Origin of the sequence: Bacillus nitratireducens (assembly GCF_001884135.1) — a bacterium.
Classification (GTDB): domain Bacteria; phylum Bacillota; class Bacilli; order Bacillales; family Bacillaceae_G; genus Bacillus_A; species Bacillus_A nitratireducens.
The window spans coordinates 1-21,587 of record NZ_MAOC01000059.1; the positions used below are offsets into that span (position 1 = coordinate 1).

A 21,587-nucleotide genomic window follows, 5' to 3' on the forward strand; every position below is an offset into this window, starting at 1 on the left:
ACTATTATTAATAAGGTTTTTAACACTATCACTGGTATTTAGCTCAGCATTACTTAACCCCTCTGGAGGAACTTTCTGACCACTCTTCAAATCCAACCCATCAAAAAACTGCGCTGGCTTTTTCTCAAACACAGGTTCATTCCCTACAGATGTTTTCTTCTCTATATTAAGAGAAGGATTATCGAATTTCTCTCCAGATAACCGATTCGCATTTTGCGCTTGCCCCTTAGTTTCACTCTTAGCAACAGAGAATAACTCTCTACCAAGTGTATTTCCTTCTCCTACATTCCCAACGCCGACTAATGAAGGTTTAGGGGATAAATTCGGGATCTCAATATTTTTAATCTTCTCCACGACATTCTTCATACTACCCGGCAACTTATTCATGAATGCCGCTACTTCTTCCAACTTACCAACTATTTTACCGCTTTTCTCTGCTACTTGAAAGACTTTTGCACCCTCTGCGAGTTTTCCGAATGCAGCTGATCCTTTCACTGCAGCTGTTACTTCACCAACACCGACAAAACAACTACCAATATCAAATATCGCTCCACCAAGAGCATAAGGATCGGTCAATGCTTTTTCTACATAACCTTTTACGGAGTTAACTAGTGCCTTACCATACTTAGGATAATCCTGCCAACTGATGATGGCTTGTCCAAGATTTTTCAGCGTATTACCTGCTCCATAAATATCGTCCAGTTTCCACTGTTCTGTTTCTACGCCGCGTATCGAGTTAAAGCCCCACTCACCAAGCTCTAAGACTAGGCTCCCTAACTTCGTCGCACCTATCGCAATCCCACTAATAGCGGATCCCGCCGCGCCTAAAAAACCTTCCAACACCAAGGCATCATCAGCAAGCCCTTTTAGGAAAGGGATGTTCTCCCCTACCCATTTTGTACCTTTTCTCAATACATCCCATTTCTCACCGGCACTTTTGGAAAAGTTTTGAAGCCAAGCCTCCACTGGATGATGTTCCGCCCATTCCTCTTGCTTTTTCTTCATTTCTCTTTCAGCTTGCAGTTGCGCTTCTTTTTCCGCATTCGTGATTTGTGTATCCATTTCATGAATGCCTTTTGCCAACTCATCTAGCGCAAAGAAAGCTTGCAGTTGCGGATCAGTATAAGATAAACTACTCATCTTCCCTGCAATTTGAACTTGTTTGTTTAGGGCATCGAGAATGTTTTCCGCATTGCTTTTTTCTTTTTTACTTTCAAATTGCTGTACTTTTTGAATCGTATCCTCTAGTTCTTTACTGGCTGCAACCAGTTTTTCATCAAACTGGCTGCTCGGCATACTCAGTGAAATCAAATCACTTACGCTGTTGTAAATATTAGAGATGCGACTATCCATTTCATGTTTCTTGGGTTGGAGATTGGAAAGTTTGTTTTGTGCTTGCAGTAATGCATCTTCCAGAATAATCGCATTCTCATCAGTTTCTCCCGTTGTTGACTGAAAATCCTGTAAGGTTTGCGCCATTTCTATACTAAGTAATTCATTGGTATCTTTCAAACCAATCACAACTGTATTTTGGTTATTATTGATGTCGTTGACAATCGCTTTCCCTGTTTCACCCTGCATGGCATCGGCCTGGATAATGCCATTCAATGCTTGTTTGGCTTGTTCAAGTTGATTATTTGTTTTACTGGTGTCTTTTTGAAGTTTTTCCAGTACTTCATGGAATTCCTTTAAATCTACATGAAAGCCCATTTAATCCGCCTCTCTTTCTGGGGCACGGCAACATCGCCCTAAATCCATTATTGAAATTCTTAATGTACATATATGTAGTAACCTATATCTTCTTTTATATGTTTATTAGACATATCACTCTTTACACGAATCAATCCCCTAAAGGACTCATCTTATAGTGGGTTCTTTTTTTATGCGAAAAAAAACAGCGAATTCTTAACTATTTCATCAATACTTTTAAAAAAATATATCCCACATAGTTCTGATAAAATAATGGCTGACTCTAAATGACACGTATCCCGACTGATCCCCGGTAGTTTCTTCAACTGTTTCTAAGAAAAAACATGATTGGAAATATCCGTCAAAATGAAATAAGAAAAAGGCCACAGATTTCTGAATAGATTCCAAGCCAAATGGAACAAAAAAGAACCCTTATCATAAGGATTTTGCAACAGGAAACAATAAATATATAGAGCCAAGATAAAGAGGATTACTTACTATATCGTATATATGCATAAGGTAATGTTAAGGGAATATTAAGGAATGGTCAAATTTTTTAGAATTATACAAAATAATTACTATTCATTGGATGAATTAACACCAAAAATCATAAAAAGGGGAAAAGCATCTCGTGGGAAGTCGAGATGCTTTAAGAAAAATAAATGAGAAAAATCTTACATAGATCATAACGTACTTTATGAACAAATGAAGGTACACTTTTTTGTGGAATTATATTATTTACGTTAGTAAAATACGAAATTACATTTCTTTTTAAAAATCAAATTATAAAGGGTTTGATTTGTTGATTGTATGTTCTTGTTGTCATGATGTAAATCCTGTCTATTTTTTCTGTACTTTACAAAGAGGTTATATGTGTTATTGGTTGAGTGATAGGTTCATTCGATACCGATAACGTTATTTAACTTTGATTCAAATAATGGATTGTACAATCCTATTTCTCAGAAAGTTTATTAATAAATTCCGTAAAACTAGAAGCTATTTCCCTAATAAACTTTGCTTCTAATTCCGCTTCATTTTTTATCTGATAGGTATGACAGTGATGAACACTACCTATATCGCTACCATGGATTGACATACATATAATGTTATCAGCTGGATCTTTTCCTATTGGAATAAGTCTAGAAGGCAATTTATTTCCCTTAATATAATAATTTAAAGAATTTTGTAGATTATTTTCTGTTTCCTCTGATAGTGGAAAAAACATCATAATTGATGACGTAACTACATCATCTTTCGTAGTAAATCTTCTTCTATTAGATTTACCACCATTATCTCTTAATAAGAAACTCTTATAGTCCTCTGGTAGTTCTAATCCATTAAGTCTTTCAAAGATTTCTATATCTTCGGCTTTAATTTGTTTGAAAGTATATTCAAAATTAAGATTCATAATTCATCGACCTCCGACTCATTCGTTTTCACTAAAATGCAACGAATCTATTAAATTTGTAAAAGTACTGCAAATATATTCAATTGCTTGTTCATCACACTCATCGCTATCATAAAAAACTATTGTTGGTGAGTGTTTATCATTTCTAAAATCAAAACATATTTTATTACCGAATGGATCCGTAGCAAAGGGTATTATTCCCTTTGGGATGTATGGCGAGATAATATCATAAGTAACTGTTATGCTAATATATTCATTCGTGTAGCTTAGTAGGCAATCAAAAACTCCTTCTTCTCCATCTTCAAAGAAAAATATATTCGGTACTGGATGACCACCGTTATATTTCATTACACAATTTTTGTAATCTTGAGGAAAAATCACATTAACCTTCTCTTCAACTTCTGAAATTATCTGCTTGGTAATAGGGTCATGTGTACGCTCCCATTTTATTCTTCTCATGAAAATAACTCCCTAATTCGATTCGCTATGTTTCTCTTTATTTTACCATTTATTCCATTATTCCCTCCAACTTACCAACTATTTATGAAGTTAAAGCATACCAATCAATTAAAAAAGCACTTGTTGCCTATCATAGACAATCAAGTGCTTTAAGTTCATTTGTTTTTAAGTAGCATAAATTTGTAAGTTTTGTAGTAACAGTATGACACCTTTAATATATCGTGACAACTACTACGTTAAACCTTACAATTTTGTACGAGTTCGTTAGTTTCATATACATTCTATGTGTTTTATTCATCGCCCAATAAAATGTCATCTCACCTAAGGTCGTACCTCTTTTTCTATTCTATCATTACACATAATACTCTATGATGGTACAACCATCATGGAGTATGTACTTTTTAACAGCCTATTCTTTTTCATCCATCTTCTGCTTTAAATATTCAGCAATTTCTGTTTGCCCAAATTCTCTAGCATATTCATAAGCATCCATATTCTTAATATTTTCTCCAGTGTATCTAATTGAAATATCTATTCCTTTTTCAACTAGAAACTCAGCTACTTCTTTATGTCCACCATAAACCGCACCAAATAATGGATTTCTTTTTGCTAAGCTCACATCTAATTCTGTGCCTGCCTCAATTAAATACTTTACTATCTCCAAATGCCCCGCTCCTGCTGCCAATCTTAAAGGGGAAGCATCAAATATATCCCCTTTTGTATTAACATCGATTCCTTTATGGATTAAATATTCCACTATTCCAAAATGCCCTTTCTTTGCTGCAACATGTAACCACGTACCAAATGGTGTCATTGAATGTAAAGATTCTGGATTATCTCCTATTAAACGTTTTACTTCATTAATATCACCAATTTTAATTGCATTTCTTATTGCTTTATTTAAACTTTTTTCATCCATAACATTACCTCCTGTATCTCTACTATCTTGTACTAGCTATGTCTCCTAAATCTTTAAGAGCTTCAACAATATCATCAAGGTCACCGTCTATTGCTTCAACATCCCTTAACCGCTTTACAACAATCTCCAAAGCATCAAGACTATGTTGCCCTATTACGGCATTTGGTGCCCAAACAAGGTTTTCTACACCAATTATTGGGTCTATCCCGTACCTTCTTGAACAAGTACTTTTTACTTCTGGCCAAGACCTTTTTTAAATAGAATATGATGTGCATGTGGATCATACATATCTTTTGGAGGATCTCCTATATTTTTTTTTTAATAAGCTCCATTATCAATTTTGTCTACATCCTTAGTAACCTTAACCGTATCCTTAGTGCACTTATAAAATTATAACGCTCGTTTCACTTTTCATGCTACAACGCAAAAAACACTCGTTGCCATAAGTGACAATCAAGTGCTTTAAGTTCGTTTGTTTTCTAAGTGTCTATGTTCGTTCTAAGTTTGTAAGTTTCATTGTATCATAAACATAGTATGACCCTTTTGTGTCTCGTGACAAGTAATACCTTTAAAACGCACGAGCTTGTGTGCATTCGTTAGTTTACTATGCGTTCCATGTCATTGCACCCGTTGCCCATTAAAATGTCATTTCGCCTAAGTTCGTGTGTCTTATTTTATCGTATCAAGGGACGGAGGTCCAAACAAGAGCTTATGATGGTAAACCATCATAAGGCCAATTCTTCAAAATGACCTTTTCTTTTTTTGTACACTTCAAATAAAGTTTGTTTTATCTGTCTATATTTCCCTATGCCGATAAGTTCCAATCCATGTGTATTATTGATTAATAGTTACACTTAAATCGCAATATCCTGGTAACCTACTTCAGTTACTATCTCATTTAACATACGAATTCCTAGCCCATTCTCTGTATCCCATGTACAATTAAGTGTAAATCTAATGTCTCTACCTTCACACAAATCCCCATAAGGAACAACAATCCCGTCTAAATCTATCATTTCTAATATTTGATCAGTTGTTTCAACTAATGGATAACTTTCATTTACTTCAATATCATAACCTAATTCATGTCGCTCCTGTTTATAATACTCTAAAATCGGTTGCAAAAAACTTTGTTGCAAGTGTTCCCAATTTTGCATAAGCGAGGTGTATGCTACATATTGTTCCTCATCAAAATTGTCGTCCTCTTCCCCATCTATCATTAAAGTTATCTCAGTTTCTTTTCCAAAAAAATGAATTATAGTATCCTTAACTCAACCATACTCATATTCAAGTTTACCGAAAACCGAATCATTTAAAATCATTTTACAAGCTCCTCCTTATGTCTATTAGCAAATCCTCCGGGTTTAAACGCTCCTGCGTTTCTCTCTCCTACACCACCCAGATGTCCAAATTCAGCATTTATGATTGTTGGCACGGGCTGCATTGTTTTACCCTCGTTCTAACCCAATTGTAAAAATAAAAAAGTCAATAGCCACTACGTTCTCCTAACGTCGCTATTGACTCCCTTTATTGAGCATGTACCTTTGTCAGTGTCCAAGTAACTCACAAAATAGGCACATCTCTCAACTTATTTTTCTATTTCTAGTATCAAGCCTTCCAAATTCAAAACATCTTTTTTATTTTGACTAATGTTCATGCAAAAAGTTTTAAATAGATTTGCAAGAACATGAACGATTACCGTAACACATGGCGTTATTACAATCGTACATGGCCAAAAATAGCACATTCTAGATAGCTATGCAATCTTGATATTAACTTATAAAGAAACCTTGACCGGAGTCAAGGTTGAAAACATACAATCTTAGGTCTATCTATAATACTTGATACATCTTTCTTGAAAAGGGATTCTATCATCGTGCAGCACTTCTTCTTGCAGCAATTTTGTTATAGTCTCTATTTTTACAATGAATAGTGCGAAGAAGTCGCCCGAATTTGGATATGAAAATAGTCCATACCCCTTTGGTGACAGTATTTTGTTGACCTCCATGATCTTTTTAGGTAAAAATTCATAATTAAATGCTTCTAATTTCTCGAGTTCTTCTTGTGTTGCTAATTCAATTTGGTGGGCAAATTCGTAATCAAGAATAAAATTGACAATTTCTTGGTATTCCTCACCTTTATAGTCAACGTATAAAAACTGTTTCGTCGTCAATCCATATTTTAATAGGTCTTCATGTAAGTCATAACTTCCTTGCTCCTTCAAAAACGTTTCCAAATCCTTGCTATCAGGAAATATAATCTGCGCTATCCCTTGATTAGGCATATTAGCTTCCTCCTTTTATTGAAATAATTCTCCATGCTTGTTAGGAATATATTCCGGGTAGTTTTTACGATAAAATTGATCAATCATCTGAAGCACGGGGTCCCACTCAGGGTATGGCTCACGTTCTCCAAATACCATTTTCGCTTCTGGAGTATTCATTAGAAAATTATCGAATTGAGTAGGTACTGGCAATCCTAGTTGTTTTCTTACATGGATCAAGAATAAGATTTCAAAAGGATAAAATCCGTATCTGAAATCGCCAAATTCACCTAGCTGTCCGATTTCAGAAGCTAATGCAGAATGATACTGAGACATGATCGAAATTAGATGTTCTATTTCTTCTAAATCACCAGTCGACCAACGTCCCAGCACTTCATCATAAATGTTCAGGTCTTCAGGGATTAAGTCGCATCGCAGTTCAGCTTCCTTAAACTTATTTATCACGGCTAGATGCAATTTTTCATTCGTTCCCATGATGGTTTTATTTTTATACTGCAAGTACAGTTCTAACAAAAACCAAATATGTCTATCCTCTTCATTGGCCTTTATTAAATGTCCACCGAAGTGATGAGCCATAAAATCATATAATATATTTTCTTCTTTCTCCCATCCATACATTGCAAAATGAACTAATGTGAGGACGACTTCTCTAAACGAATATCCCAAGATCATCCTTGGATACCTGATTGTATAGAGATCCTGTCCCATGCACTGGTAAAATAAGACTTTTTGCATGTTCTTTAATCCTTCTACATTGTTTCCACCGCTGATCAATACATCGTTTTTCCATAGTGACAAGTGATAGGAGAAAATTTTTCTTAGATTTATTAATAGTATGTGATCTTTCTCTGTTTCATTTTGCTCAATGATTTTCTCAATCTCTCTTCTACTAACATTATATTTATCTTTAACATCTTCAAACTTGATTCCATCTACAAAATTTTTGCTATATCTTTTAAAAGCCATTTCTAACTTTTTTTTGTTTATCATTGTATCTCCCCTATGAATGTTTGCAAGTTTTATAGTGACAGTGTGACACCCTTTACATGTTGTGACAAATAATACATTAAAACAAGTTTACATATGATTCAAAATAAACTTCTATATCATTTTCAACACTTGTTCCTTCACATTTTCGTCAAAACATGTTTCGTAGCAATAACTTATATTTATTTTTGCATATTTCATATTTGCTTTAGAGAAATCCGCTTCGCCAAACCTACAATCTGCAATGTTGATTTCCCCTAAATTACAACTTCTAAGGTCAGCCAGCTCAAAATCACAATCACGAAACGCTGCTCCCATTAATGAGGAAGCCCTTAACATAACTCGGTTTGCCATAATACGCTTTCCCATTACCTCTGACAGGTCTGAAAAAGTAAGGTCTAACTCATCTATAATCTTATCATTGTATTGGGATCTACTTAATATTTCCATCACTTTTATTCTATCATTATTCTTCTCATTCATGATTACAATCAACACTCCATTTAATTGCCCTCACTTGAATTTTATAATACATTTCAATCACGTAGAAAAATTATGGATGTCTTTTTTTAATAGTTAAAGACATTTTTTGTATTAATAGAATAATAATAGGACACCAAATAAGTGCTCTTACTCTCCCCGTCAAAAATCCTTTCTGTTTCGTTCACTTGTTTTAGATGCCTGTGCATCTTTAACTTTAGCATCATGAGCTTTGTCATTCTGGTAAATGAATATAAATCAAGCATTAAATAAGTGTGGTTATCCCTCTTATAAAGCCACTGTATCCAATATCATGTGTCTACTTACTAAGATGAGCTATAAATTCAAATATGATTTTTCTTAATCATTGGAAATATATTATCTTATAAGCTATCGATTTGATTCTCAAATCCATAAAAAGAGTACATCAACAGTTTTATTTGTTGATGTACTCTTTTACATTATTTTTTATCCTTTTTTAATACAAAATTCCCATCACATAACACATTAACTTTTCGGTGGTGCTTTAAGTTCTTTTATAAATGTTGTAAAATCTTTTGCAATAAATTTTATATCTTCATCTAATAATTCATTATCTTGTTCAAAATAATCCATATCGCAATAGTAAAGATTACCTTTCCCCTCTCCTTCGAGCAATAAACAAACTAAACTTTCACCTATGCTATAACCAATTGGGAAAAAGTGAGAAGGAACTACTTTCCCTAAGTTATATTTGTTAAACATTTCTTCTAAATTAAGATTCGTTTCAGTAGTTAAAGGAAAAAACAGTACAATAGAAGACTCGACAGTACCTTCTTTCCCGGCATCATTTGTAACAAATCTTCTTTTCTCCGCTTTCCCCCCATTATTCAATAATAAAAATTGTCTATACTCATCTGGCAACTTAATATTATATTTCTCCTCTAAGTTTTCAATTTCTCTCTGGTCTGTTGGAGGAAACGTATATTCAAAGTTCATATTTATTTCTCCTTCACTTTTTATAAATAGGTTTTCACTCATCATATAATCCATCTAATAGCTCTGAAAATGTATTACAAATTATCTCTATAGCTGCTTCTCCTTGTTCCTCATGATCCCAAAATACAATTGTCGGTGATAGTTTATCCGCACGATAGTCAAAACATATTAGATTTCCAAAAGGATCTCTTGCAAAAGGAACAATCCCCTCTATCTCAGGCTGTATTGGATCGTAAAACATCTCCATATTCATATCTTGACTTGTGAAACTTAATAGATTATTTATTACACCTTCCCCTCCATTTTCAAAATTAAAGTTATCTGGTTCCGGACATCCACCATTATACTTCATTACACATTCCTTATAATCTTGTGGAAAGATTACTCCAAAAGATTTCTCTACCTTAGATATTATTTTTTCATCAATTAATTCTTCTGTAAATAGCCAATTTACTTTTTCCATGTCATAATTCCCTCCAAAATCTGTTTTACTAAATGACCTTTCCTTCCTCGAACGCCACCACCCCAGATTGCTCTCCCACCTGTATGTGGTGCTGCATCATGTTCAAAGAAATCAACAACTTGCATTCTTCCTGGATCTTGATGGTGATGCCAAGTCAATGTTCCGGGTACTTTCCCTCTTTTTAAATACTCTATTTCACTTGGAGTAAATTTCAATGCCAAATCTTGATCTCTTTGTATCTTTTCGTATAGCCTTAACGATAACTCTCGAAATTGTACTGTATCTGGTTCTAAATAAAACGATTTATCTAAAAGTATTTCTTCCTTAGAGTTGAATAGAGGAAAACCTTCTTTATCATACTTCACGTCATATTCTTTTCCGTTTCTTTTTGAAACAAATGTATATGTACTTGTACCATCTTCATTATAAACCTTCCGCTTATACTGCCTTGGCATTATTGGCTTTTTATTATAATCAGGTAGATTTCCAGCAGCATTCCTCATAGCTTTTTCATAGATTTCTTTAGTTTCTTCTTCCATTTTATTACGATTTAGATTATGTTTAATCCTTTGATTTATCCCTGTCACATACTGATACGCATCTTTCAGAGAGTTTGATCCTCCGGCTTTCCCTATACCTGCTAGCGCAGGTTCAGGGAATAAATTCGGGATCTCAATATTTTTAATCTTCTCCAAGGCATTCTTCGGCAACTTATTCATGAATACCGCTATTTCTTCCAACTTACCAACTATTTTACCTTTTTTCGCGGCTACTTGAAAGACTTTTGTACCCTCTGCGAATTTTCCGAATGCAGCTGTTCCTTTCACTGCGGCGGTTACTTCACCAACGCCGACAAAACAACTACCAATATCAAATATCGCGCCACCAAGAGCATAAGGATCGGTCAATGCTTTTTCTACATAACCTTTTACGGAGTTAACTAGTGCCTTACCATACTTAGGATAATCTTGCCAGCTGATGATGGCTTGTCCAAGATTTTTTATCGTATTACCTGCTCCGTAAATATCGTCCAGTTTCCATTGTTCTGTTTCTACGCCGCGTATCGAATTAAAGCCCCACTCACCAAGCTCTAAGGCTAGGTAAGTTACCTTCATTGCACCTATCGCTATCCCACTAATAGCGGAACCTGCCGCGCCTAAAAAACCTTCCAACACCAATGCATCATCAGCAAGTCCTTTTAGGAAAGGGATGTTCTCCCCTACCCATTTTGTACCTTTTCTTAATACATCCCATTTCTCACCGGCACTTTTGGAAAAGTTTTGAAGCCAAGCCTCCACTGGATGATGTTCCGCCCATTCCTCTTGCTTTTTCTTCATTTCTCTTTCAGCTTGCAGTTGCGCTTCTTTTTCCGCTTTCGTGATTTGTGTATCCATTTCATGAATGCCTTTTGCCAACGCATCTTGCGCAAAGAAAGCTTGCAGTTGCGGATCAGTATAAGATAAACTGCTCATTTCCCTTGCCATTTGAACTTGGTTATTTAATGCATTGAGAATGTTTTCCGCATTGCTTTCTGCTTTTTTGCTTTCAAATTGCTGTACTTTTTGAATCGTATCCTCTAGTTCTTTGCTGGCTGCAACCAGTTTTTCATCAAACTGGCTGTTCGGCATACTCAGTGAAATCAAATCACTTACGCTGTTGTAAATATTAGAGATGCGACTATCAAGTTCATGTTTCTTGGGTTGAAGATTGGAAAGTTTGTTTTGCGCTTGAAGCAATGCATCTTCCAGAATAACCGCATTCTCATCAGTTTCTCCCGTTGTTGACCGAAAATCCTGTAAGGTTTGCGCCATTTCCATAATGAGGAATTTATTGGCGAGTTCCAATCCAGTCACAACTGTCTTTTGGTTATTATTGATGTCGTTGACAATCGCTTTTCCTGTTTCACCCTGCATGGCATCAGCTTGTATAATCCCATTCAATGCGTTTTTGGCTTTTTCAAGTTGTTCATTGGTTTTACCGGTGTCTTTTTGGAGTTTTGCCAGTACTTCAAGGAATTCCTTTAAATCTACTTGAAAGCCCATTTAATCCGCCTCTCTTTCTGGTGAAGTATGAACAGCTTCATAGAAGGCAAGCGCTTTATCTAGTGGTAAAAAGGCACTGGATAGCTTGCCATTTGCTACTTGCATACTTCGTAAGAAAGTAAAAGCAAATTGTTCTTCCCATTCATTCGTCATCCCAGGTGAAACAACTCGCTTAATCATCATATTGGACACATAAATCGCTGGTGTGTTACTCATTTCACCAAACGGCCACAAGTAACCAAGATAATCTACCACATAATCGTTAAATCCCTCTCTTAACGGTACTTTGCGCCCTGTTAAAATCACGAGTTCTCCGAGTTCACTATTCTTGAACATATTTTGAATTACTTCTGGCATCATGTCTATGTCCAATTCCACAACGGTACCTAGCGGCAAAATTTCGCTATAACACGCATCAACCAAACCCATCAAACGTAAAAATTGAGAAAATGGAATGTCTAATTGCGTTTCTAATCGTTCAAAACGAATTGTCTCATTCGGATAATCAAATGTCACTGAGAATTTCGCACCGATTTTTGGTTTGTTTTCAAAGACATCTTCTTGATTTCGAAACGCCTTGTAAACCTCACGAAAAAGGGAAGGCTGATTCCCCAGTAAGTTACCCATTTGTAATAGTTCGTCAGTAATCTCTAAATCTAATGTTTTGTCATTTTGTAAAACAATTTCTAAAAGTTCTCGTTTGTTATATTCGACCATATTATTTGAACCTCACTGTGTTTTGTTGGATTACATTCGCCATTTTAGCATCTTCATCGACAATTTTGTCCGCGACGGCTTTCATTTTGCCTGTGTCAGCAGAAGATACTCCTTTAAATGCTTCTAAAGTTGTTCCGGCTTTCTCTACTAAATTTTGAAAACTCGTCAAACGAGATAGATTATTCTTGGTAATGTTCGGTGAGGGAACTTTCTCTATCACACTAACTGCGTTTTCTGCACTTGCGACTGCACTGTTAAATTTCCCTTTATCTATACCTATTTTCCCCATTGATATTTTCTCCTTTTTCTATAACATAGCACGCAAACCGCTAATACTTGCTGAAATGCTCGCAATAGCGTCACCTATTATAGACTGATCCATTTCTAATAAAATGATTTTATTATTCATCGTGTTTAGCTTTTCATTGTGCTTCTCTTTATCTGCATCAAGTGCTGTCACAATTTCTTTTAATTTCTCATCAAATTTCTTACGACGTGCTCCTTTGAACTGGCTTGTTGTTAGACTTGTGCCTAAATTGGTAAACTCTTTCTTATAAGAATCAAAATGATGAAGTTCTCCCTGTAAAGATCTCTTTGCGGCTTTTAAGCGCTCTAACTTTTGGGCATTTGCCCTGTGGCTAGCCATTTTACTATCATAACTTGCCTTAAATCGATCAACACTTGCATGGATATCCGCTTTTCGTGCAGCTTCTTTGGCTTTATCTTCTTCTTGAGCCATAATGTTTTCCCTCCTCAAAATCTATTTCCCTATCAAGACTATCTTTCTGTTTGTAACTACTCAGCCATACACACCACTCGCAGATAAATTGATCTACTCACTAACTAATTTCACTCGTCCTGCATTTCGTCCAACAAAGAAATGAGACTCATCTAATTCCACTGTTGGTTCACTATAACTAGATTTCACATTTATCAATCCTTGATCAGCTAAACGTGTTCCAATCATCCCTGCTGGAATATTTGCTCGTAATCGTTTATTAAATTCATCATAACTGTTCTCAATTTGTTTTTGATTGCCGTGGAAAATGAAATAAACACCTACTTTAGAACCATTTTTTAAGTATTTATTGAATGTTTCATCCGAAATAAATGTTTTATCTCCAAATATTTGCGCATCTGGAATATACACAAACATCGGTTGATTTTCACTTTGTGTCTCTCTTTCTTCAATTTCACTCATTAGATCATTAACAAAAGTACTGTACTCCATATCTGATACAATCACATCGAAGCTTTCTTTGAATCTGCCAAATCGTTCGCTCCCATTAAACACAATTCTTTGTGCTTTCCCTTCAAAAAGTTTGAAGTTTTGAACGATTATACGCTCAATATATTCCGTTTGCTGTGGCGTATCGTCTCCAATCACAAAATAACCATGTTTTTCTGGTACAAAACCAACGACATTTGTAGTTTCTTTACTTAGAGCAAGTGGTAGTTGTAGATTATCTAACATCTCTTGTACCTGTGGATTTGTATAAAAATCATGCATAGAGATCGTTTTAGATAACATCGGAATCTTGGTAGGACGTGTGCCCTTCCATTGCTGATTCATCTGTGCAATCTCTTGCTCTAAATTATTCAATCGATCAATATCATTTTTTCCATGAGTTGGTAAATAAATTTGAACTTCATGTGGCTCGTCTAGTTTGATTTGCGCTCGTCCAACAATTTCTTGCGAAATCAAAGCATCACGTCCTACAACATCTCGAATTGCACCTTCTTCCACAAGGAATAGCCCAATATGTGATGGAATATTACTCGCCATACTCATTCTGAAGCTGTTCGTACGAAGAACCGTCATAACTACATAAAGTCCCAAACTTGCTCCTTCTCGTAAAAGCTGATTTAACACAGATTCTATAGCTTCCTCTAAAGGACTCTCCTTAATTGAGTCAAAACCATCAACAATGGTAACAATCCCTGGCAACTGCTTTCCTGATTTCTCTTCATATTGAGACAGACTTGCGACACCATACTCTGTAAATGCGTCTTTTCGACTTTGAATTTCTTTGCGAATTCGTTTGAGGAACTTCATCAGTTTTTCTTCTTCCTCTAACCGAACAATATCCACCACATGCGGTAAATCTTTTATTGGAAGTAAACCATTCGTACCAAAATCAAATAGGTTAAACTGGACCTGTTCAGGATTGTTAATTCTTGATAAATTCATTACAAGAGTTTGTAATGCAGTGGATTTCCCAAATCCTGGGGATCCATAGATTGCAAGGTGACTCAACTCTTCTAAATTAAGTAAAAAGTCAATTTGTTCTTGTCTTGATGGAATATCCATCAAACCAAATGGAACTGAAAGATTTCTTTTCAAATTCCCTGAAGTTACTACATTAATCTTTGGACTATCAATTTCTGTTTTTAATGGAGGTAACCAAGGTTTTTCAGGAAGAACTGCATTTGTTTTTTCAGCATGAATCACAATATCTTCTACAATCGCGTCCAATTGTGTTTGTTTTTCTTCCTTTTTCATGGACACTTCATCATCTTGAGATAAATCTGTAGTTAACAATTCGTGCTGGCCCAATTGATTAATTAGCCAAATTCTTTCGTCTACTTTTTCTTCATATTGTGCATCTGGATTATAAGTTGCTCCACTCCACGCAGATTGAAACAGTTCATAAATTTCATTGTTTCCGACCTGTAAATACGCTCGTCCTGGTTGAGTAATCGTTGCTGCATCAGGTGTTTTAATAATTTCATTTGAATCACTTGGATCTGCTACTTTTAATGCTAATTTGAATCGTGAGTTTGACCAAATCTGGTCGTCCACTACTCCACTTGGCTTTTGAGTAGCTAAAATCAAATGAACTCCTAACGAACGACCAATACGTGCAGTTGATACTAGCTCAGCCATAAAGTCTGGTTCATTTGCTTTTAATTCTGCAAATTCATCGCTGATTAAGAAAAGGTGCGGCAATGGTTCTGATGGATATTTTTTCTTTTCTACAGGATCAGCAATTTCTTTTCCCTGTTTGTACAACTTGGTATACCCATTAATATGATTAACACCAAATTCACCAAATTTCCGTTGTCTCTTTTGTAATTCTGCTCGAATACTTTGTAATGCTCTTGCAGAACTTGCACCATCTAAGTTTGTAATCGATCCTAAAAGATGTGGTAAATTCTTAAATAAATTCGCCATACCTCCACCCTTAAAATCAATCGGTAAAAAGCCAACGTCTTCTGGTGCAAAATTTACTGCTAAAGATAAAATATAACTTTGGACAATTTCCGATTTACCAGATCCTGTTGTACCTGCCACGAGTCCATGTGGGCCATGTGCTCGTTCGTGTAAATTCAAATAAACAATGTCATCTTTTCCTCGAACACCCAAAGGAACAGCTAATGACTTTGAAGTGTCTGCTTTTTTCCAACGAGCACCAATATGTAACTCTCCAACATTTTTCACATCATATAATTCTAGAAAGTCAATCGATTCTGGAATCGCATTTTTCTCTACCTCAACATGTTCTAAATTAGCTATGCGTTGTATTGCTTGCTCAATTGGATAACTTTTGGGTAAATGGTTGGGAACAAAAAGTTGATTCACGTACTCATTATTATTATTAATTAATACCGCAGATTCGTTACTTTGATAATCAATAACTGTGGTTGCTGTCTCTGGCAACATGTTTAACGCGTCTTTCCCCCAAATGACCGTAACACCGTATTGACTCATATCTTCAGCTAAGAATTCATTTAATCCATGCCCAGAGAGCCAGCTCTCGTCTAAAATCGTAAACATATAATGCGGAGCAAAGGTTACTTTCTCATTGCCCGCCTCTTTGACTTGTTGCCGACGTTTTGTTAACAACTGATAGAACGAATTTAAAACCATGTCACGTGTCTGTGAATTATGAATAATTCCTCGTAAATTTAAGCTCCGTATTTGAAAATGTGGCAACCAACGCCATGCATGCCAACTATCTTGATAATCTTCTTCTGGAACTAATGCTACAAATTCTACATCTCTATAAGAATGTAAAACGGAAAGCTGAAATAATATTGTCTGTACAGCTATTCGTAGTACTGTTTTTGTTCCTGCAAGTCCTAACGTTTGATTTAACATCGAGATGGCAATAGGTGCATCTTTTAACGTTTGATGTGGCCAAACAATTTTTTCTTCTGCAAATATACTTAAAGCATCGTCTTCTTCTCTTGAATGATAACTGACTTTATAACTACTTTGAATCTCTCCATGACCCAAACGAATACTTATAAAATCAGCATTTGTCATAGTTTTTTCATAAATTCTTGGACTGTATTCTTTTGTCATCAAAGACAATGAATCCATATCAGGGAAGTTATACGTTAAAGCTTCAAATTGCTTTTGAGAGAGCAACGACAATTCTTTTTCCTTTTGAATAAGATACTTTTCATAGTACTCACTTCGCTTAAGATTCTTTTGTTTCACTTCTTTCTTATTCGTAATATAACTTGAAACAGAGAACCCTGCCGTGAGTAAACTTACTCCCCCCATGCTTAACATCATAATAGGGTTTCCATTACTTAATACGCTCGTTGCACCACTTAAAACAACCATTGCTAATGGCGGAACAATCGTACGCAATAAATCACTTCTCCCATCAGTTTCCTCAGCTCTTGGAGGTTGAATTGCTATCTCATCTTTAGGCTCTCGTAAATGAATTCTTGGACTACGTCTAAATTCAGGGAAATTTTTTGGGTATTCTGGAATAAATAGCTCGTTAATAATCTCCCAAGAATTTAGTGAAAATTCATTGGTTATCTTACACAACTTAAATTGTTTTTCTCTCAATTCAATAAGCACACCATCAATAACAAGTTGATCCCCTACAGACAAAACTTTTTCTAATCGATCTACTTTCTTTCCATTAAAGTAAACTACTACCCCATTTGAAAACAGATTTAACTGGTAAGTTTCATTCTTTTCATTAAATGTGACCAGGGCAAAAGCCTTAGTCGGAATGGTGATTCCCGAGTCCTTTGAAGAAGAAATCACAAAATTTGTTTTCGGCTTGATAGTAGTTAAAACTTCTAATTTTTCATGAGGTAACGCGAGAATCCCGTCCTTCATATCACCTGTCCATGGATCTTGATCCAAGAACAAATGCGTGCCATCAAAAGAAATTTCATGGTTACCAATCTTAAGTGATGGCTTTGACATTGTTAGTTCGTGATGCGAAAATATATGACCAAATGAAAAAATATCATAGAGTACAGACGCTTTATTTACAATTTGATCATCAATTGGTACACCTTCACTAGATAATCTATTGTTTAGATTTCTGATCATCCGTCTTACCCTCCAATAACTTCATGTACTTTTCCATCTCTTCCTTATATTTCGAAAGTAATTCTTGTTTCTTCGCACCATTCATCTTGTTATCTGCATTTGTTACATCATAAACTTTTGTATAGGCGTGAAGAATATATTGATTATCTCCTATATTTTTAGCAATATTTAAGGCCTTTTCAAAGTCTCCTTTTCCTATATAGATCCAATAAAGTAATGTGTTATCATTTGATTTTTGGGAGATAGTCCCTAATACAGATTCTTTCTGCTCATTAGACAAGCTATCTAATTGAATCGAGCTCACTGCTAACACATATAGTGCGCTTTTAGGAAGATTCTCTGGTTTGTCTTCCTTTAAAGAATCTAGAACATCTGAATAATTATTTGAAATAAACTTTGATTCGGCACTTATGATTCGTTTTTGCTGAGGTACAATATTTAATGAATATATCCCTACCCCTATTGAAAGACCTAATGTTGCAAGACCAAGAATAATTGTTCCCCACTTAAAAACAGTGTGATTTCTACTTTTCACCAGTATGCTTGTAGCATTTCTTTTTTCCTTTTGAATCGCAACTGTTTCCATTAGTAACTTGTCTATCTCTTCAAACGAAGAAGATTCTTGAATTTTTTCGGAAAAAGGATCTCGGACTGCACCGGCCCCATCAATTAGATTCTCAAAATCCAGTTTTGGATTTAAAATATAAAGAAGTAATGCCTTGTATTGTTTTAGATATACTTCTTCTGTTGGAAGATAAGGAATAACGGTATTCATTACGCCACGATGACCAATAAACAACTCTTCCCCAAAAATAAAGATATTTTTAGGATGGATAAATGGCGTTACTGGTTGGTTAAGATATTCTTTTAAGAAATTTACTTTTTGTGCTAAAAGAAGGCGATCAAATTCATCTAATTTTTTAACATATTGTTCAAGCGAAAAAGATAATTCATCTTTTTCATAAGTGATAATGACCTGTTCTTCATTCGCCACTTCTATCTTTCCAGTCAAAAAGTGTGGTGCTTTATTTAAAAATAACTGGAATTGCTTTACACCTGACAAAGAATATTGATTAGCTGTTAAGTGCACTTTAATAAAAGTAGATGTAGTTTCCTCTTTAATAACTATCAAACTATTTTTCATTTCCCCCATACTCTAGCGTTCCTCCAAACTCCCTATAATTTCTTTTACGGCTAATTGATCACCATCCGCCAATGGATATTTCGCCAATATAACATTTTCATCTAAATGAATTGGCTTATTTTTTACTTCCAATGAAAAATGAGTGGGCAATTCTATATTTACTAAAGATAATGAATCAACCAATAGTTCTTTCAATCTATTAGAAGAAACTTGATTAGGTATTGTTAAATCAAGTATTTGCTCATTAACATGAAGTTCGATATTAATCATTGTTCTTTCTGCCATTGTTTACTCCTTTTTCCGTATAAATAGGTTTGAAAATCTTTTACCTAATAACCAGCCTAAAATTAATATTCCAATCACACCCATGCTTAACAGTATCCAGAGGGTCCATCTAGGAATTTCATAATTGGTATCTTCTACAGTTGCTTCATTTTCATTAGAAGCTGTATAGTCTTTAGAAAACAGCTGCTTGGTAATTGTATCCTCTGGTTTCTTTTCTACACTCTCAGCGGTAAGAAATACTTTTTCTTTTATACTTGAAGTACTCTTTCTATTTTCTTTCTCAAGTTCCTTATTTTTTGTGTTTTTGTCTTTTATAAACAAATCTTCTATCCCTGTAACAGAATTATTATTTTTATGATTTTCTTTTTCATAAATCACGTTGTTATGAATCGTTAATTTTCCATCTTCAGCATAGGCTAGACTGCTAAAACTAGTAAAAAGATTTGTCACACAAAAAGAAATTAGAAGAGAAAAAACGAGAAATTTTGGTTTTATCATTTTTTCCAAATTCGTACATCCTTTCTCCTAACAACATAAGCTATTGCTTTTGTTCAGCTTTCTCTGACTTTTTCACACCTGGAAAAGCAATGAAATTCGTACCAATTCCTACAACAATAATAATTACCAATAACAAGTAACTTTCCCATCCAACATGGATACCATTGCTTAGTGCTGTATAACCATTTTCTATGTTTTGAAGCGGTGAAAAACGATAAAGCAAATCGACAATACTACCCGGACGAGTATGCATTCCTAATAATGGTGTTAACATGAGATATAATCCTAAAAGTGAAACACAAACATAGAGTGTTATATTTTTAAACTGACGAGAAAAACCTGTTATTAATAAAGTTCCACCTAAAATATTTAGGAACGTGTAACTAAACCAAGGGATATTAAACACTCTCAAAATACTAAAAGTAGTTATTCCAGCAAAGAATAGTGAGATAATTAGACTGACACCTGTTACCTTCATAACATTAGGAACATTTAGCCATGCCCTTGTAGGTGTAATAAAAACCATATCTTTCGTAATTTCTCTACGTTGAATAGTACGACATAAGGAAATGCCGGTAATGATTGAAAGAACAGCTCCAACAAGCGTCATATAGTAAGGAATAATAGACGTTTGGCGAGTAGCTTCAAAACTTCCTTTTGTAGCAATTGGGGCTGATAGAAAATTGAATACTTTATAATTATCTGCTCCACCTCGTTTGGTATTAGAAAGCACTTTGCTAAACTCTTCTGAGTATTTTTCATTTTTACTTGTATTCTTTTGAATTTGAGTGACTGAAGTATTTAAATTATTCAAAACAGTATCTGCATTTTTTTGAACATTATCTGTATTTTCTTTCAACTCCTGAATTTTTGGAGAAATGTCATGAGCTTTCGCTGCAGATTTTTCTATACTTTCAGCCGAGTTCTTTGAACTCTGAACTAAATCTTCCATTTCTTTTACTAAGCTATCTGTTTCTGAAGAAATTGGTATTGTATCGTTCTCTGCAGGATGTTGATTTTCTGCAGGATGTTGATTTTCTACAGGATGTTGATTTTCTGCACTTTTTACAGATTCTTCTTGGATTTTTTCATTTTCTTTCCATGATTGATACGCTTCATTAATCTGTTGATTGGCTTGCACAAACCAATTATTTAACTTTTCTGCTTCATTCAGAAACTTCTCAGGTTCAGTCATTAGATTTAAAGTTCCATATAACGTATTTTTTGTTCCATCATGATTTTTATCCGTTGTTGATCCAATTGTTTCTTGTAAATTTTTTATCTGGCCTTCAATATCTGTATAGAGTTGATTTCCTTTATTCTTAAATTCTTCATAAATTTTCTCTGTAATAGCATCTATCTTTTGTTCACCTGTGATATTGTTATACATACGATAAACAGAGTTTGGATTTGCCAACTCTTCGAGAGTCTTCTCTTGATTTTCAATTTTGTTAATCATATCTGCATAGCTATCAATAGATATGGAATCTTCTGGATTTCCAAATAAGGTAACAATTTGCTGTGCAGTGCTATCAAGCATTTGAAATTGTTTCAATAACTCAGGTAAGTCAGATATTAAATTCTTATTTACATCTATATATTCTGCATAGCTGGCATTCACTTGAGTTTGCTCATTAACAATCCATGAATAATCAACAGAGACAAAAGATTTTTTCTTCATTTCTTCATCCAAGGTCCAATCAAAATCCGCCTTAAACGTTAAGCTAAAACTTGAAGGTAACGGCGGAAGATCCTTTTCTTTAGAAGTTGGCCTATTAGGCTCATTTTCTGTTTCTGGTTTCGATCCTGTTTCCGGTTTCGGCTCTGGTTCCGTTGGCGGATCTACTGGCGGTTTCGGCTTTTCTGGATCCGTTGGCGGATCTACCGGCGGTTTTGGTTTCTCTGGATCCGTTGGCGGATCTACCG

18 protein-coding genes and 2 pseudogenes are annotated in these 21,587 nt (G+C 34.9%); all 20 read right to left on the reverse strand.

All coding sequences use genetic code 11. The features are described 5' to 3' along the window. A partial coding sequence (locus tag BAU23_RS17430; protein ID WP_244159722.1) for a T7SS effector LXG polymorphic toxin occupies positions 1-1,710 on the reverse strand: 1,710 nt, incomplete at its 3' end. 931 nt (positions 1,711-2,641) lie between these two features. Then, positions 2,642-3,097, reverse strand: a complete 456-nt coding sequence (locus tag BAU23_RS17435; RefSeq protein ID WP_071734862.1) for an SMI1/KNR4 family protein — start codon at positions 3,095-3,097, stop codon at positions 2,642-2,644. Between the two features lie 18 nt (positions 3,098-3,115). Further along, positions 3,116-3,556: an SMI1/KNR4 family protein gene (locus BAU23_RS17440; protein ID WP_071734863.1), complete on the reverse strand. Its 441-nt coding sequence runs from the start codon at positions 3,554-3,556 to the stop codon at positions 3,116-3,118. Positions 3,557-3,965: 409 nt separating this feature from the next. Then, complete coding sequence (locus tag BAU23_RS17445; RefSeq protein WP_071734864.1) at positions 3,966-4,475, reverse strand: ankyrin repeat domain-containing protein; 510 nt, start codon at positions 4,473-4,475, stop codon at positions 3,966-3,968. Between the two features lie 854 nt (positions 4,476-5,329). Next, positions 5,330-5,797: pseudogene (locus BAU23_RS17455) on the reverse strand (DUF6985 domain-containing protein). Then, the gene (locus tag BAU23_RS30840; RefSeq protein WP_276327598.1) at positions 5,794-5,919 is read right to left on the reverse strand and encodes a hypothetical protein; all 126 of its coding nucleotides are present in this window, start codon (positions 5,917-5,919) and stop codon (positions 5,794-5,796) included. The pseudogene BAU23_RS17455 and the gene BAU23_RS30840 overlap by 4 nt, the downstream one beginning before the upstream one ends. Before the next feature lie 384 nt (positions 5,920-6,303). Further along, a complete protein-coding gene (locus BAU23_RS17460; RefSeq protein WP_071734865.1) occupies positions 6,304-6,759 on the reverse strand; it encodes a hypothetical protein in 456 nt (151 codons plus the stop codon). A gap of 15 nt (positions 6,760-6,774) precedes the next feature. Continuing rightward, a complete protein-coding gene (locus BAU23_RS17465) occupies positions 6,775-7,749 on the reverse strand; it encodes a hypothetical protein (RefSeq protein ID WP_071734866.1) in 975 nt (324 codons plus the stop codon). A 144-nt stretch (positions 7,750-7,893) separates the two neighbouring features. Beyond that, a pseudogene (locus BAU23_RS17470) lies at positions 7,894-8,229 on the reverse strand (pentapeptide repeat-containing protein); the annotation flags it as partial. 504 nt (positions 8,230-8,733) lie between these two features. Then, positions 8,734-9,204: an SMI1/KNR4 family protein gene (locus BAU23_RS17475; protein ID WP_231348364.1), complete on the reverse strand. Its 471-nt coding sequence runs from the start codon at positions 9,202-9,204 to the stop codon at positions 8,734-8,736. A gap of 34 nt (positions 9,205-9,238) precedes the next feature. Further along, positions 9,239-9,667 carry an SMI1/KNR4 family protein gene (locus BAU23_RS17480; RefSeq protein WP_071734869.1) on the reverse strand — a complete coding sequence of 143 codons (429 nt, stop codon included), beginning with the start codon at positions 9,665-9,667 and terminating at the stop codon, positions 9,239-9,241. Then, positions 9,655-11,709, reverse strand: a complete 2,055-nt coding sequence (locus BAU23_RS17490; RefSeq protein WP_083583369.1) for an HNH endonuclease — start codon at positions 11,707-11,709, stop codon at positions 9,655-9,657. The genes BAU23_RS17480 and BAU23_RS17490 overlap by 13 nt, the downstream gene beginning before the upstream one ends. Next, on the reverse strand, positions 11,710-12,426 hold the full coding sequence (locus BAU23_RS17495; protein WP_071734870.1) for a DUF4176 domain-containing protein: 717 nt from the start codon (positions 12,424-12,426) through the stop codon (positions 11,710-11,712). 1 nt (position 12,427) lies between these two features. After that, the gene (locus BAU23_RS17500) at positions 12,428-12,715 is read right to left on the reverse strand and encodes a hypothetical protein (protein WP_071734871.1); all 288 of its coding nucleotides are present in this window, start codon (positions 12,713-12,715) and stop codon (positions 12,428-12,430) included. A gap of 18 nt (positions 12,716-12,733) precedes the next feature. Continuing rightward, positions 12,734-13,165, reverse strand: coding sequence for a DUF5082 family protein (locus BAU23_RS17505; RefSeq protein ID WP_002202989.1), 432 nt, complete (start codon positions 13,163-13,165; stop codon positions 12,734-12,736). Positions 13,166-13,258: 93 nt separating this feature from the next. Next, entirely contained in the window at positions 13,259-17,734 is a 4,476-nt protein-coding gene (gene essC / locus BAU23_RS17510) for a type VII secretion protein EssC (protein ID WP_071734872.1), read from the reverse strand. Then, positions 17,712-18,887: a type VII secretion protein EssB gene (gene essB / locus BAU23_RS17515; protein WP_025151414.1), complete on the reverse strand. Its 1,176-nt coding sequence runs from the start codon at positions 18,885-18,887 to the stop codon at positions 17,712-17,714. The genes essC and essB overlap by 23 nt, the downstream gene beginning before the upstream one ends. Positions 18,888-18,890: 3 nt before the next feature. Beyond that, a complete protein-coding gene (locus BAU23_RS17520) occupies positions 18,891-19,163 on the reverse strand; it encodes an EsaB/YukD family protein (RefSeq protein ID WP_025151415.1) in 273 nt (90 codons plus the stop codon). Between the two features lie 3 nt (positions 19,164-19,166). Next, the gene (gene essA, locus BAU23_RS17525; protein WP_244159723.1) at positions 19,167-19,661 is read right to left on the reverse strand and encodes a type VII secretion protein EssA; all 495 of its coding nucleotides are present in this window, start codon (positions 19,659-19,661) and stop codon (positions 19,167-19,169) included. A gap of 40 nt (positions 19,662-19,701) precedes the next feature. Continuing rightward, the coding region (locus BAU23_RS17530; RefSeq protein WP_479370985.1) for an ABC transporter permease at positions 19,702-21,587 on the reverse strand (1,886 nt) is incomplete at its 5' end.

Bases quoted from the DNA above. Each gene is read 5' to 3' on its own strand.
- BAU23_RS17435 (WP_071734862.1), bottom strand. From the start codon at position 3,097: ATGAATCTTAATTTTGAATATACTTTCAAACAAATTAAAGCCGAAGAT.
- essC (WP_071734872.1), bottom strand. From the start codon at position 17,734: ATGATCAGAAATCTAAACAATAGATTATCTAGTGAAGGTGTACCAATT.
- BAU23_RS17520 (WP_025151415.1), bottom strand. From the start codon at position 19,163: ATGGCAGAAAGAACAATGATTAATATCGAACTTCATGTTAATGAGCAA.
- essB (WP_025151414.1), bottom strand. From the start codon at position 18,887: ATGGGGGAAATGAAAAATAGTTTGATAGTTATTAAAGAGGAAACTACA.
- BAU23_RS17445 (WP_071734864.1), bottom strand. From the start codon at position 4,475: ATGGATGAAAAAAGTTTAAATAAAGCAATAAGAAATGCAATTAAAATT.
- BAU23_RS17495 (WP_071734870.1), bottom strand. From the start codon at position 12,426: ATGGTCGAATATAACAAACGAGAACTTTTAGAAATTGTTTTACAAAAT.
- BAU23_RS30840 (WP_276327598.1), bottom strand. From the start codon at position 5,919: ATGCAGCCCGTGCCAACAATCATAAATGCTGAATTTGGACATCTGGGT.
- BAU23_RS17440 (WP_071734863.1), bottom strand. From the start codon at position 3,556: ATGAGAAGAATAAAATGGGAGCGTACACATGACCCTATTACCAAGCAG.
- BAU23_RS17475 (WP_231348364.1), bottom strand. From the start codon at position 9,204: ATGAACTTTGAATATACGTTTCCTCCAACAGACCAGAGAGAAATTGAA.
- BAU23_RS17480 (WP_071734869.1), bottom strand. From the start codon at position 9,667: ATGGAAAAAGTAAATTGGCTATTTACAGAAGAATTAATTGATGAAAAA.
- BAU23_RS17505 (WP_002202989.1), bottom strand. From the start codon at position 13,165: ATGGCTCAAGAAGAAGATAAAGCCAAAGAAGCTGCACGAAAAGCGGAT.
- BAU23_RS17500 (WP_071734871.1), bottom strand. From the start codon at position 12,715: ATGGGGAAAATAGGTATAGATAAAGGGAAATTTAACAGTGCAGTCGCA.
- BAU23_RS17490 (WP_083583369.1), bottom strand. From the start codon at position 11,709: ATGGGCTTTCAAGTAGATTTAAAGGAATTCCTTGAAGTACTGGCAAAA.
- BAU23_RS17460 (WP_071734865.1), bottom strand. From the start codon at position 6,759: ATGCCTAATCAAGGGATAGCGCAGATTATATTTCCTGATAGCAAGGAT.
- essA (WP_244159723.1), bottom strand. From the start codon at position 19,661: ATGATAAAACCAAAATTTCTCGTTTTTTCTCTTCTAATTTCTTTTTGT.
- BAU23_RS17465 (WP_071734866.1), bottom strand. From the start codon at position 7,749: ATGATAAACAAAAAAAAGTTAGAAATGGCTTTTAAAAGATATAGCAAA.